The organism is Streptomyces sp. NPDC051677, assembly GCF_044453465.1.
Taxonomy (GTDB): Bacteria; Actinomycetota; Actinomycetes; order Streptomycetales; family Streptomycetaceae; genus Streptomyces.
In genome coordinates, this window is sequence record NZ_JBITCT010000003.1 from 213,723 (window position 1) to 226,215 (window position 12,493).

14 protein-coding genes are annotated in these 12,493 nt (G+C 72.8%); 6 read left to right on the forward strand and 8 right to left on the reverse strand.

Going from position 1 to position 12,493, the window contains the following annotated elements:
- Positions 1-165 precede the first annotated feature (165 nt).
- Positions 166-768 carry a hypothetical protein gene (locus tag ACIBAF_RS05340; protein WP_399461756.1) on the forward strand — a complete coding sequence of 201 codons (603 nt, stop codon included), beginning with the start codon at positions 166-168 and terminating at the stop codon, positions 766-768.
- Between the two features lie 213 nt (positions 769-981).
- On the forward strand, positions 982-2,049 hold the full coding sequence (locus ACIBAF_RS05345; RefSeq protein WP_399461757.1) for an RNA ligase (ATP): 1,068 nt from the start codon (positions 982-984) through the stop codon (positions 2,047-2,049).
- Between the two features lie 227 nt (positions 2,050-2,276).
- On the opposite strand, the gene soxR is transcribed toward ACIBAF_RS05345, so the two are convergent.
- Positions 2,277-2,765 (reverse strand): redox-sensitive transcriptional activator SoxR, encoded by a 489-nt coding sequence (soxR, locus tag ACIBAF_RS05350; protein ID WP_399461758.1) that lies wholly within the window; start codon positions 2,763-2,765, stop codon positions 2,277-2,279.
- 86 nt (positions 2,766-2,851) lie between these two features.
- Between soxR and ACIBAF_RS05355 the strand changes: the two genes are divergently transcribed.
- Positions 2,852-3,313, forward strand: a complete 462-nt coding sequence (locus ACIBAF_RS05355) for a MaoC family dehydratase (protein ID WP_399461760.1) — start codon at positions 2,852-2,854, stop codon at positions 3,311-3,313.
- Between the two features lie 19 nt (positions 3,314-3,332).
- On the opposite strand, the gene ACIBAF_RS05360 is transcribed toward ACIBAF_RS05355, so the two are convergent.
- The 3 genes from ACIBAF_RS05360 to ACIBAF_RS05370 all read right to left on the reverse strand — a co-directional run bounded on the left by ACIBAF_RS05360 (position 3,333) and on the right by ACIBAF_RS05370 (position 5,503).
- Positions 3,333-3,959, reverse strand: a complete 627-nt coding sequence (locus ACIBAF_RS05360) for a TetR/AcrR family transcriptional regulator (RefSeq protein WP_399461761.1) — start codon at positions 3,957-3,959, stop codon at positions 3,333-3,335.
- 90 nt (positions 3,960-4,049) lie between these two features.
- A complete protein-coding gene (locus tag ACIBAF_RS05365) occupies positions 4,050-4,292 on the reverse strand; it encodes a YiaA/YiaB family inner membrane protein (RefSeq protein ID WP_079663292.1) in 243 nt (80 codons plus the stop codon).
- A gap of 59 nt (positions 4,293-4,351) precedes the next feature.
- Positions 4,352-5,503, reverse strand: a complete 1,152-nt coding sequence (locus ACIBAF_RS05370; protein WP_399461856.1) for an acyl-CoA dehydrogenase family protein — start codon at positions 5,501-5,503, stop codon at positions 4,352-4,354.
- An 80-nt stretch (positions 5,504-5,583) separates the two neighbouring features.
- Between ACIBAF_RS05370 and ACIBAF_RS05375 the strand changes: the two genes are divergently transcribed.
- From ACIBAF_RS05375 to ACIBAF_RS05385, 3 genes are all read left to right on the forward strand, one after another.
- On the forward strand, positions 5,584-6,225 hold the full coding sequence (locus ACIBAF_RS05375) for a TetR/AcrR family transcriptional regulator (RefSeq protein ID WP_399461762.1): 642 nt from the start codon (positions 5,584-5,586) through the stop codon (positions 6,223-6,225).
- Positions 6,226-6,259: 34 nt separating this feature from the next.
- Entirely contained in the window at positions 6,260-6,982 is a 723-nt protein-coding gene (locus tag ACIBAF_RS05380; RefSeq protein WP_399461763.1) for an ArsR/SmtB family transcription factor, read from the forward strand.
- Positions 6,983-7,080: 98 nt separating this feature from the next.
- Positions 7,081-8,007, forward strand: a complete 927-nt coding sequence (locus ACIBAF_RS05385; protein WP_399461857.1) for a DMT family transporter — start codon at positions 7,081-7,083, stop codon at positions 8,005-8,007.
- Positions 8,008-8,011: 4 nt separating this feature from the next.
- Here the strand turns inward: ACIBAF_RS05385 and ACIBAF_RS05390 are convergent, their stop codons facing one another.
- The 4 genes from ACIBAF_RS05390 to ACIBAF_RS05405 all read right to left on the reverse strand — a co-directional run bounded on the left by ACIBAF_RS05390 (position 8,012) and on the right by ACIBAF_RS05405 (position 12,410).
- Complete coding sequence (locus ACIBAF_RS05390; RefSeq protein WP_399461764.1) at positions 8,012-9,103, reverse strand: Zn-dependent alcohol dehydrogenase; 1,092 nt, start codon at positions 9,101-9,103, stop codon at positions 8,012-8,014.
- Between the two features lie 25 nt (positions 9,104-9,128).
- A complete protein-coding gene (locus ACIBAF_RS05395; protein WP_399461765.1) occupies positions 9,129-10,517 on the reverse strand; it encodes an aldehyde dehydrogenase family protein in 1,389 nt (462 codons plus the stop codon).
- A 416-nt stretch (positions 10,518-10,933) separates the two neighbouring features.
- Positions 10,934-11,653 (reverse strand): class F sortase, encoded by a 720-nt coding sequence (locus ACIBAF_RS05400; protein WP_399461766.1) that lies wholly within the window; start codon positions 11,651-11,653, stop codon positions 10,934-10,936.
- Complete coding sequence (locus ACIBAF_RS05405) at positions 11,640-12,410, reverse strand: hypothetical protein (RefSeq protein ID WP_399461767.1); 771 nt, start codon at positions 12,408-12,410, stop codon at positions 11,640-11,642. Before ACIBAF_RS05405 ends, ACIBAF_RS05400 begins: the two co-directional genes overlap by 14 nt.
- Positions 12,411-12,493: the final 83 nt, after the last annotated feature.

A 12,493-nucleotide genomic window follows, 5' to 3' on the forward strand; every position in this document is an offset into this window, starting at 1 on the left:
TGAAGATGAACATGCGTCACTTTTCAGAGTCGCCACAGCGGACCGGGAGGTCATCGGAAATCGGATGGAGCCGAATCGCGTGTCGATACGTCTATTCGACGACGTCCGTACGACGACGCCGAAGTGACCGAAGTGCAGGTGCAGATGTGACGGAGGTGCAAGGCGATGGCCGGTTTCCGGAGTCTGGCGAGACAGGTGCGAGACCCCCGCTGCGATCTGGCGCTGCGGCGGTACTCCCTGCGCAAGTGCCTTGAGCGGTTCGCCCCCTACGGGCACCGGGCGACCTGGGACCACCTGTCCTCGCGGGCCGGGTTCGGACCCGAGGACCGCTCCCCCGACCCGGCGCGGCTCGTGGCCGCGTTGGACGAGTTGGAGGAGGCGCGGGCCGTGTGGCTGGCCTACGAGGTCGAGTTCGCCGAGCGCCGCAAGAAGGAGAAGCACGACGGGCTGCGCAGGCCCGGCAGTGTGGACGACTGGCACCGGCTGACCTGGGGCGGTTTCGGTGTCGCCTGGTGCGACGACCCGCGGCTGCACCCCCGTGAGCCGCTGGCCGAGGTACTGCGCAGGCTGATCGCCGCACTGGAGCGCGACCCGGGCTCGGGCTGCCCGGTGTGCGGCGGCGAGCGGCTGCCGTGGAAGTACGACCTGGATCACGAACCGTCGGCGGGTCCGGTCTGCGCGGACTGCGGAATTCTCGTCCCGCGCCCCGTACTCACGGCCGAGGCCCTGGCGTACGCCAGGCGCGGACGCCTGCTGGTGTCGGCCTGACACCAGCCTGAGCTCTGCCCAAGGACGGCCGACGCGGGCCGCCCTGAGAGCACGGCGGGGGTGCGCCGGGGATGCCGCACCCCCCGTTTCGCCGGCGAGTCGGGAAGAGCCCGGGAACGCTACCAGTCGCAAATCGGGTCGCTCCACCCTTTTCCAGCCGGGGACAGTGGGGGTCGATGACCACAGACCCCCCGACTCCCTGAAGGAGCCCCGATGTCGACGCTGCGCGTCACCGCAGAAGTGCTGACGGTCCACGAGCACCCCAACGCCGACGCCCTCGAACTGGCCCAGGTCGGCCTGTACCGGGCCGTGGTCGCCAAGGGCGCGTACCGCACCGGCGACGCCGCCCTCTACATCCCCGAGCAGTCGGTGCTGCCCACCGAGCTGGTCGAGGAGCTGGGGCTGACCGGGCGGCTGGCGGGCAGCAGGTCGGACCGGGTCAAGGCGGTGCGGCTGCGGGGCGAGCTGTCCCAGGGCATCGTGTGCCGGCCGAAGGCGCTGGCCGACGTCGACCTGGCGCAGGCGGCGGCGGAGGGCGCCGACTTCGCGGAACGTCTCGGCATCGTCAAGTGGGTCCCGCCGATCCCCCCGACCATGAACGGCGACGTCGAAGCCGCCCCCGACCTCCTGCCGTGGGTCGACATCGAGAACATCCAGCGCTATCCCGGCATCTTCGAACCCGGCGAACGAGTGGTCGTGACGGAGAAACTGCACGGCTCGGCCTGCCTGCTGACCTATATGGCGGACGACGACCGCGTCCACGTCTCCTCGAAGGGCTTCGGCGCGAAGTCCCTCGCCCTGGTGGAGGACCCGCGCAACCTGTACTGGCGGGCGATCCGCGGCCACGGCGTCGCCGAGACGGCAGCCCGCCTGGCCTCCCGGCTCGGCGCCCGCCGCATCGGCGTCTTCGGCGAGGTCTACGGCGCGGGCGTGCAGGACCTGACCTACGGAGCGGACGGCCGCAGCGACACCCTCGGCTACGCGGTGTTCGACGTGTCGGCAGAGATCGACGGCGAAATCCACTGGCTCGACGCCTCCGACCTCCTGACCGGCGAACTCCCCCTGGTCCCCCGCCTCTTCGAGGGCCCGTACGACAGCGCCCACATCCTCACCCTCGCCACCGGCCGAGAAACGATGTCCGGCCGCGAACTGCACCTGCGCGAGGGAGTGGTGATCCGCCCCTCGACCGAGCGCTACAGCCCGACAACCGGCGGCCGAGCGATCGCCAAGGCAGTAAGCGGCGCCTACCTGACCCGAAAAGGCGGCACCGAGTACGAGTAAAAAACACCACAACGCTCCCGAGGCCGCCGACGCACCGGGAGCGGGTCGCGGTGGTGCGGCGGCCCGTCGCTCAGCCCGTCACAGCCAACCCCACGGTGAAACAGACAGCCGTACGCCCAACACGCGACGGGCTCGCCGCACCACCGCGACCCCGACCCACCCACCGCGCCAAGGCGCTCCGGCGCTCTGGCGCTCTGGCGCTCTGGCGCTCTGGCGCTCTGGCGCTCTCAGCACTCCCGACAGGCGCGCTCACGCGCAGGCTGCCGCTCCACCAACAGCCGTGACCCGGAGGCCCGTTCGCCGAACACGTCGTCCGGATTGGACAGCACGCACGTGGCGAGGGACAGACACCCGCAGCCGATGCAGTCCGTGAGGTGATCGCGCAGCCGGTTGAGCTGCTTGATGCGCTCGTCCAGCTCCGCACGCCAAGCCTCCGACAGCCGGGCCCAGTCCGCACGGGTCGGCGTGCGCTCCTCGGGAAGTTCGGCGAGGGCCGCACGAATGGTGGCCAGGGGAATCCCGACCCGTTGCGCCGCCCGCACGAAGGCGACCCGCCGCAGCGTGTCCCGGTGGTACCGCCGTTGGTTGCCGGCGGTGCGCCGACTGCTGATCAGGCCTTTTGACTCGTAGAAGTGCAGGGCGGAAACGGCGGCGCCGCTGCGCGCGGCGAGCTGGCCGACCGTGAGCTCATGGATCTTCTCGGGAATCTGCGGCACCCCTCGAACCCTACCGGCCGCATCCGCTAGCATGCTAAGCAGTCGCTTAGCAGAGAGCATGACGCCGCACGAGAGGGCCGAGACACATGGCAGAGCCGAGGATCTTCACATCCGCCGAGGAGCTGAAGGCGGCGGTGGGCGAGCAGCTGGGCCACACCGACTGGCTGGAGGTCGACCAGAAACGGATCGACCTGTTCGCGGAGGCCACCGGCGACCACCAGTGGATCCACGTCGACCCGGAGAAGGCCGCCGCCGGCCCGTTCGGGACCACCATCGCGCACGGCTACCTCACCCTCTCCCTGCTGCCGCTCTTCGGCCCCCAGCTGATCAATGTCGAGGGCGTGAAGATGGGCGTCAACTACGGGACGAACAAGGTGCGCTTCCCGTCCCCCGTCCCCGTGGGCTCACGCCTGCGCGCCACCGCGACGATCACCGGCGTCGACGACGTACCGGGCGGCGTCCAGGTCACCGTCGCCTTCACGGTGGAACGCGACGGCGGGGACAAGCCGGTGTGCGTGGCGGAGTCCGTGTCCCGGTACTACCTGTAAGCCCCCGGTGCGGGCGGGCTCACTTCGCCGCACCCACCATCCGCAGCACGAGGTCGGCGTACAACGCGCCGACCTCGTCAGGCGTACGGGACCCGTTGACGTTGAACCAACGGGCCACATCGATGCACAGGGACAGCACCGCCAACGTCGTCCCCCGCACGTCCGGCACGTCGAACTCGCCGCTCGCCACGCCCTCCTCGATGATCCCGCGCACCTCGGCGTCCACCTGCCGACGCAGGTCGAGGATCTCCGCGCGGGCTTCGGGACCGAGCGCGTCCAGTTCGTACTGGACGACCCGCGCCGTGGTGCGCCGCCCGGCGTGCCAGCGGACGAAGGAGCTCACGGCCTCCGCGAGCCGCCGGGTGGCGTCGCCCTCGCCGGCGGCCGCCGTGCGCAGGATGTCCAGCGCCCGGTCGTGACCGATCCGGCTGATGCGGTGCAGCAGCTCTTCCTTGGTCTTGTAGTGGATGTAGAGGGCGGCCGGGCTCATCCCGGCCCGGCCCGCGATGTCCCGGGTCGTCGTCGCGTGGTAGCCGCGCTCGGCGAAGGCCTCCACGGCGGCGACGAGCAGCCGCCGGGCCGCGTCAGGGGTGACCTCTTCCCACGGCTCGATCTCGCCGCCGGCCGTCTCCTCCGCCGTACTCATCGCTGACTCGCCCCTCTCGGTACAGGAGCTCCACCATACCGCCGAACCTGAGCGCTCGCTTAGCCCGCCCGCTCAGAGCCTCCCGAAGGGTCAGAGCTTCTCGAAGGGGCTGTACACCCGGCCCGCCGCGTCCTGCTTGTCCCTGATCACCTTGGCCAGGGTGAACGCGGACGTGACGAGGTACAGGACGGCGATCGCGAGGAAGCCCCGCACCCAGGCGTCGGCGTTCAGCTTGAAGATGCCGATGGCGGTGGCCGCCATGGCGACGGCGAAGGACGCGACCGCCTGGCCGTAGAAGGCGGCGGTGCTCTGCTTGACGGGTGTCTCACTCATGGGGGAAGCCTCGCCGGGCGAGACCGCCCCCACCATCCGTCCCCCTACTCAGAAGGTACTCAGAACGCCGAGACCCCCGTCAACGCCCGCCCGATGAGCAGCTTCTGGATCTGACTGGTGCCCTCGTAGAGGGTCATCACCCGGGCGTCACGCAGGAGCTTGCCCGCCGGGTACTCGTCGATGTAGCCGTACCCCCCGAAGACCTGGAGGGCGTTGTTGGCGGCACGCACCGCCGCCTCGGAGGCGAAGAGCTTGGCCTTGGAGGACTCCACCGCGAACGGCAGCCCCCGGTCGATGAGATCGGCGACCCGCCAGGTCAGCAGCCGAGCCGCGTCGACGTCGACCGCGATGTCACTGATCAGCTCCTGCACCAGCTGATGCCGGGCGATGGGCTTGCCGAACTGCTCCCGCTCCCCCGCGTACCGCACCGCCGCGTCCAGGGCGGCCTGCGCGATGCCGACGCAGCCGGCCGCCACCGACATCCGCCCCTTGGCCAGCGCCGACATGGCGACGGAGAACCCCTTCCCCTCGGGCGCCAGCATCGCGGAGGCGGGCACCCGGACGTCGTCGAGCACCAGTTCGGCCGTCGCCTGGCCCCGCAGACCGAGCTTGCCGTGCAGGGTGCGGCGGCTCAGCCCCGGCGTGTCGGTCGGCACGAGGAAGGCGGAGACCCCCTTGTGCCCCGGCGCGTCGGTCGACCGGGCGAACAGCAGCACGACGTCCGCCCAGGTGCCGTTCGTGATGAACATCTTCGTGCCGTTGACGACGTACTCGTCGCCCTCCCGCACCGCCCGGGTCGAGAGGTTCCCGGCGTCCGAGCCGGTGCCGGGCTCGGTCAGCCCGAAGCAGCCGACGGAGGCGCCGGACGTCAGCCCCGGCAGCCAGCGCCGCTTCTGCTCCTCGCTCCCCCACGCCGCGACGCTCTTGGCGACGAGCCCCAGCGAGACGGAGACGATCCCACGCACGGACGAGTCCCCGCGCCCCAGCTCCTCCGTGACCAGGCAGTACGCGAGATGGTCGCCGCCCGAGCCGCCGTACTCCTCGTCGATGGTCAGGCCGAGGAAGCCGACCTCGCCGAGCTTCTTCACGATGGACCGGTCGACGTCCTCCGCACGGTCCCAGGCGACGACGTGCGGGGCGATCTCGCGGTCCACGAACTCCTTGGCAAGCCGCCGGACGGCGGTCTGCTCCTCGCTGAGCCCCAGGTTCACCACGAGATCACCTCACACCGGAAAGTCGTCCATTAAATTAGCACTGCTAGTTTCTGTTGCGCAGCCCTACTATGAGCGCCATGGCCCGACCGCGCAAGCCCCTCCTCAGCACCGACCTGATCGTCGAGACCGCACGGACGCTCGTGGACGCGGAGGGCCTGGCCGCCGTCTCCACGCGCCGGCTCGCCGCCGAACTGGGGGTGAGCGGGCCCTCGCTGTACAACCACTTCCGCACGAAGGACGAGATCCTGGAGGCCGTCGCCGACTCGGTGAGCGCCCAGGTCGACCTGTCGATGTTCGAGGACGGCCGAGCGTGGCGGACCGCGCTGCACGACTGGGCCGTCTCCTACCGCGCGGCCCTGCGCGACCACCCGAACATCGTCCCGGTGCTCGCCCAGGGGCCCGGCCGCCGTCCCGCCGGCCTGCGCCTCGCCGACGCGGTGTACGGCGCGATGGTCCGCGCCGGCTGGCCGCCCTCGCAGGCCACGTCCATCGGCGCGCTGATGCGGTACTTCGTCATGGGCTCCGCGCTCGGCTCGTTCGCCGGGGGCTTCGTCGACGACCGGACCGCCTACGACCCCGCCGACTACCCGCACCTGGGACAGGCCCACCTGCTCGCCGAGCAGCAGGAGAAGATCGACGAACGGGCGTTCGAGACGGGCCTCATGGCGCTCCTCGACGGGCTCGCACAGCAGTACGAGCAGGTGCGGCGGCCCACCTGAGACACTTCGGCCGACGCCGAAGCGTCCGTGCCCCATGCTGGGACGCATGACCTCCAGGCACCCCCAGGCAACCCGGCTGGCCCGGCTCGCCGGGCTGATCGCCGACGAGACGCGGGCCGCGTGTCTGCTGGCGCTGCTCGACGGGCGGGCCTGGACCGCGAGTGAGCTGGCGCGGCACACGGGCGTCGCCGCGTCGACGCTGAGCGAGCACCTGGGCAAGCTCGTCGCGGGCGAACTGATCAGCGAGGAACGGCAGGGCCAGCACCGGTACGTGCGGCTCGCCGACGCCCGGGCCGCACAGCTGGTCGAGGACCTGGCCGCGCAGGTGAGCCCCGGTGACGTCGTACGGCCGCGCAGTCTGCGGGAGGCGGGTGCCGGGTCGGCGATGGCCCGCGGCCGCACCTGCTACGACCACCTGGCCGGGCGGCTCGGCATCGCGGTCACCGACGCGCTGACCGCGCGCGGGCTGCTGCGTCAGGACACGGGGTTCGCCCTCACGGACGAGGGACTCGGCTGGTTCGACGCGGCCGGCATCGCCCTCGACCGCGGGACCCGCCGACCGCTCGCCCGGGCCTGCCTCGACTGGACCGAGCGCCGTCCCCACCTGGCGGGCGCCGCCGGCGCGGCCCTGTGCCGGCATGCCCTCGACACGGGATGGTGCGTGCGCATCGGCTCGGAGCGCGCCGTGAAGGTGACCCCGTCGGGGGAGCGGGCGCTGGGAGAGCTGCTGGGCATCGACGCGGTCGCCCTGCGGTGAGCCGTGCCGGGCCGCCAGAGGACTGATCACCGCGCCCCGGGCGCCGGTCCGAAATCCGCGAGCCTCGTCTTCCCTTCCCTCCTAGCCTCAGGAGCATGATGAACGTCTCCACGACCACCCGCCCCACCCGCCGTACGGAGTTGCTCGCCGCCGGGGCCGCCACGGTCACCGTCGTGCTGTGGGCCTCCGCGTTCGTGGCGATCCGCAGTGCGGGCGACGCGTACTCGCCGGGGGCGCTGGCGCTCGGGCGGCTGGTCTGCGGCGGGGTGGTGCTGGGCGTCATCTGGGCGGTACGGCGGGAGGGATGGCCGCCGAGGCCCGCGTGGCGTGGGATCGCCGTGTCGGGCGTGCTGTGGTTCGGGTTCTACATGGTCGCCCTCAACTGGGGCGAGCAGCGGGTGGACGCGGGGACGGCGGCCCTGGTGGTCAACATCGGCCCGATCCTCGTCGCGTTGCTCGGCGCGCGGCTGCTCGGTGATGTGATGCCGCCGCGGCTGCTCGCGGGGATGGCGGTGTCGTTCGCCGGCGCGGTCACGGTGGGGTTGTCGATGTCGGGCGGGGGCGGGTCGTCGGTGCTCGGGGTGGTGCTGTGCCTGCTCGCCGCCGTCGGCTACGCGTGCGGGGTCGTCGCGCAGAAGCCCGCCCTGGGCCGGGCGAGCGCGCTGCAGGTGACGACGTTCGGGTGTCTGGTCGGGGCGGTGATGTGTCTGCCGTTCGCCGGGCAGCTGGTGCGCGAGGCGGCCGAGGCGCCGCTGTCCGCGACGCTCGACATGGTCTACCTCGGCGTCTTCCCGACCGCGCTGGCCTTCACCACGTGGGCGTACGCCCTGGCCCGGACGAGCGCGAGCCGCATGGGAGCGACCACGTACGCGGTGCCCGCGCTGGTCGTCCTGATGTCGTGGCTGGTGCTGGGCGAGGTGCCGGGGCTCCTCACCCTGGCGGGCGGGGCGCTGTGTCTGGCGGGGGTCGCGGTGTCGCGGTCGAGGAAACGCGTCGTGCGTGCCGTGGCCCCGGACTCGGTGTGAAACGTCAGAAAGTGACCACCGCCCGTCCGCCCCTGCCCGCCAGCATGTCGTCGAAGGCCGCCGGGATGTCCTCCAGGCCGATGCGGTCCGTCACCAGGGCGGTCAGGTCGAGGCGGCCCGCGCGGACGTGGTCCGCCAGGACCGGCAGGTCCTTCGCCGGGTCGGAGTTGCCGTAGACGCAGCCGGAGAGGGTGCGGCCCCAGTGGAAGAGTTCCAGGGCGTTGAAGGTGACCTGCTGGTCCTTGCCGCCGATGCCGACGACCGTGGTGCGGCCGCCGCGCCGGGTGGACTCCCAGGCCGTGCGGATGGTGACGGCGCGGCCCACGCACTCGACCGCCACGTCGACGCCCTGCTTGCCGGTGAGGGCGCGGATCTCGCGGGCGGTCTGGGCGGGCTCCGCGGAGGCGACGACGTACTCCGTGGCGCCCGCCGCCCGCGCCAGCTCCTCCTTCGCCGGGGAGACGTCGACGGCGACGATCGTCGAGGCGCCGGCGATCCGGGCGGCCTGGAGGGCGGCGAGGCCGACTCCGCCGGCGCCGAAGACGGCGACCGTCTCGCCGGGCAGGACCCGCGCGCTGTGGTGGACGGCGCCGTAGCCGGTGAGGACCGCGCAGCCGAGGAGGGCCGCGTCGGTGAGGGGGATGCCGTCGGGCAGGGGCAGCGCGCAGGAGGCCGGGACGACCGTCTCCTCGGCGAACGCGGCGACGTTCAGCCCCGGGTGGAGGTCCCTGCCGTCGGTCGTGCGGGCGTACACCTCGGCGGCTCCGCCCAGGGCGTTGGCGCACAGCCAGACCTCGCCGAGCGAACAGGTGTGGCAGCTCCCGCAGGACGGCGCCCAGTTGAGGACGACCTGGTCGCCGGGCGCGAGGTGTTCGACTCCCTCGCCGACGGAGACGACCGTGCCCGCGCCCTCGTGCCCGAGGACGGCCGGGACGGGCACCCGCATGGTGCCGTCGGACAGGGACAGGTCGGAGTGGCAGACCCCGGCGGCGGCGAGCCGGACCCGGACCCGGCCGGGGCCCGGGTCCGGGAGCTCGATCCCGGTGATCTCCAGCGGTGCCCCGATGGCGGGCAGTACGGCGGCGCGGACGGCCATGGTCGGCTGCCTTCCTTGGAACCGGTCAGAACTGCAGGGACTTGGTCTGGAGGTACTCGGTGAGGCCGTGCGCGCCGAGCTCCCGGCCCACGCCCGACTGCTTGTAACCCCCGAACGGGGCAAGGGGGTTGAACCGGCCGCCGTTGATGTCGACCTGGCCGGTGTCCATCCGGCGGGCGAAGGCCACCGCCTCCGCCTCGTCGCCCGCCCAGACGGCGCCCGCGAGCCCGTAGACCGTGCCGTTGGCGATCCGCAGGGCGTCCTCCTCGTCCTCGTAGCGCAGGATGGTCAGGACCGGGCCGAAGATCTCCTCCTGGGCGACGGCCATGTCGGGCGTGACGTCGGCGAAGACGGTGGGGCTGACGAAGTAGCCCTGTTCGCGCGGGGATTCGGGGCCGCCGGCGACCAGCCGGGCGCCCTCCGCCACGCCCTGCTCGATGTAACCGCGCACCCGCGCCCGCTGCTTGGCGCTCACGACCGGGCCGATGCGGTCGCCGTACTTGCCGGCCGCCGCCGCGGCGAGCTCGACCGCCGTGTCGTACTGGTCGCGGTGGACGAGCATCCGGGTCCACGCGCTGCACGTCTGGCCGGAGTTGGACATCACGTTGGCGACGCCGACGTTGACCGCCCGGGCCAGGTCGGCGCTCGGCAGGATGACGTTGGCGGACTTGCCGCCGAGTTCGAGGGCCACCTTCTTGACCGCGGCGCCGGCCGTCGCGGCGATCCGCTTGCCCACAGCCGTGGAGCCGGTGAAGGAGACCAGGTCGACGCCGGGGTGCTCGGCGAGGGCCTGTCCGGCGACCGGGCCGAGGCCCGTGACGAGGTTGAAGACACCCGCCGGGACGCCGGCCTCGTGGACCGCCTCCGCGAACAGCTGCGCGACGAGCGGGGTGTCCTCGGCGGGCTTCAGGACCACCGTGCAGCCCGCAGCGAGGGCCGGGGCGACCTTGGCGACGATCTGGTGCAGCGGGTAGTTCCAGGGGGTGATCGCGCCGACCACGCCGACCGGCTCGTGGTGGACGGTCGAGTTGCCGACCCGCTCCTCGAAGGGGTGGGTCGCGGCCAGCTCGGCGTAGGAGCCCGCGACCGCGATCGGCAGGGCCGCGTGGACCGCCTGGGAGAAGGCCAGAGGGGAGCCGAGTTCGGCGGTGACCGTCTCGGCGATCTCGTCCTTCCGGGCCGCCAGGGCGTCCCGGAGGGCGCCGAGCCGGGCGGCGCGCTCGGCGGGCGCCGTGGCCGCCCAGGCGGGCAGCGCGGCGCGGGCGGCCCGTACGGCGGCGTCGACGTCCTCGGCGCCGGCCGCCGGGACACGGGCGATCACCTGCTCGACGGCCGGGTCGACGACCTCGATCACGTCCTGGCCCGCCGCCGGGCGCCAGGCGCCGTCGAGGTAGATGCCGTCGTGTGCCTTCATCGCGTTCCCTCCGAGCGGTCCTCGTCGTCCGCGCCCCAAACTAGCGTCGTTAGTTTTCTGACGCCAGTGCCTCCGCACCCGTCCAGGTCGGGCAGCCCCGCCGGGGCCGGGCTGATGCGGTCGCCGTGCCGGTCGAAGACGAAGAGGTGGGCGATGCCGACGATGCCGTACCGGAGATCGAAGTCGGGGATGGTGCTCGGCGGGCACGGACGGCGCGCCCCGCTCCGGCGGCTCGTCCGGGACCACGTCCGGGCCGGCCCGCAGACCGCCCGCCCCATCCCGCAGCCGGCCAGGACCCTGCCCTCGCGGCGCCGGCGGCGGGGCGGCTGCGGGAGCCGGGGAAAGAGACGGGGCCGGATCGGACGCTTCCGTCCTTCGGGCGAGAAACCGGACTGCCTGATTCGACGGGCGCCGGGTCAGCGGGTCGCCGTCAGATGGGCGAAGACGACGACGTTGCTTGTGTATCCCGTGGCCCGCCGGAAGAGGCCGCCGCAGGTGAGTACGCGCAGTTCGGGGCGCTTGCTCGGGCCGTACACCTCCTTGTCGGGGAAGGTGGCCTTGTCGAAGACCCGCACCCGGTCGACGGTGTAGACGGCGGTGCGGCCGTCGGCGCGCCGGGCCTCGATCCGGGCGCCCCGGGGCACGCGCGCAAGGGCGGCGAAGACCGCGGGGCCGGTCTTGGTGTCGCGGTGCCCGACGACTACGGCGGTGCCCCGCTCCCCCGGGGTGGGGCCGCCCGCGTACCAGCCGACGAGCTTGGGCTTGTCGAGGGGCGGGGTGCCGAGGTGCCGGTCGGGGCCGAGTCGCAGGGGCACGATCGGCGCTTCGATGCCCAGGGACGGCACGCGCAGGGTGGTCGCCGGGGACCGGGGCAGCGGGCGCGGAGGGGGCTTGGGCCGCTCGGACGGCTTCTCGCTCGCGCTGCGGCCCGCTTCGTCCGCGCCGTCCCCGGGGGCCGCGTCGGCGGGCGTCCCGTCGGACGCCGCCGCGCCGGCCCGCGCCGGTGCGACCGGGGCGTCGGGCCCGCCGCACCGGACTCCGACCGTCACCAGGACGACCGCGAGCACGGCCGTCCTGGTGAGGCGAAAGGCACGAGTCCGGTACCAGGGCCTGCGTGCGCGCCTACGCGGCGCCATGGTTGCGCCGGCGGATCAGTCGGAAGTACGCGACTGAGCCCACGGCCACCAGCCCGACGGCCGCGGCGCCGGCCAGCGGGGTGAAGGACGCGGAGGTGTCGGCGAGGCCGCCGCCGCCGGCGTGGACGCCGCCCTCGGGGCCGCCCTTCTCGCCGCTCCACGTGCCGCCGCCCTGCTGACGGTCGTCCTGGCCCCGGCCGTTCTGGCCGCCGCCGTTCTGGCCGCCGCCCGGGCTGTTGGAGGCGGTGGCCTCACGGCCGTCGTCGGTGATCGGACGGTTCGGGCCCTGGTTCTCGTTCCTGGCCCCGTCGCGCCGGTTCTCCCTGCAGTCGATCTTGAAGACCTTCACCTTGGGCGAGGGCACCGCGGGGGCGCCCGGGGCGGCGGCGATGCTCCACTCGAGCGTGTACGACCCCTCGGCCAGCCCCAGCGTGTCGGTGTGCCCGGCGCCGTCGGTGAGGGCGATGTTGCCGTTCACCGTGGCGGTGTCGGGCGCCGGGGGCCGCGCCTTGATGGTGTAGGCGACGGTGGTCAGCTCGCCGAAGTTGGCGGCGTCGAGGTAGAACCGGCAGGCCACCGGGTCGTCCTTGGAGACGCCGGGGGGTACCTGCTCACGGTGGATCCTGATGTCGCCGGCCTCCCCCACGGCCACGGCGGTCGGGGCCGAGAGGCAGGTGAATCCGGCCGCGGCGAGCACGGTGAGAGCCGTGACGCCGAGGCGGGAGCCGAGGGCGGGCGGGAGCGTCGAGCTGGACATGCGCATTCCTCCGAGTCAGGACGATTTTCATACAAATCGTTCTTGGCACCTGACTCTCTTTCACATCGACGCCCCCGGCTGTG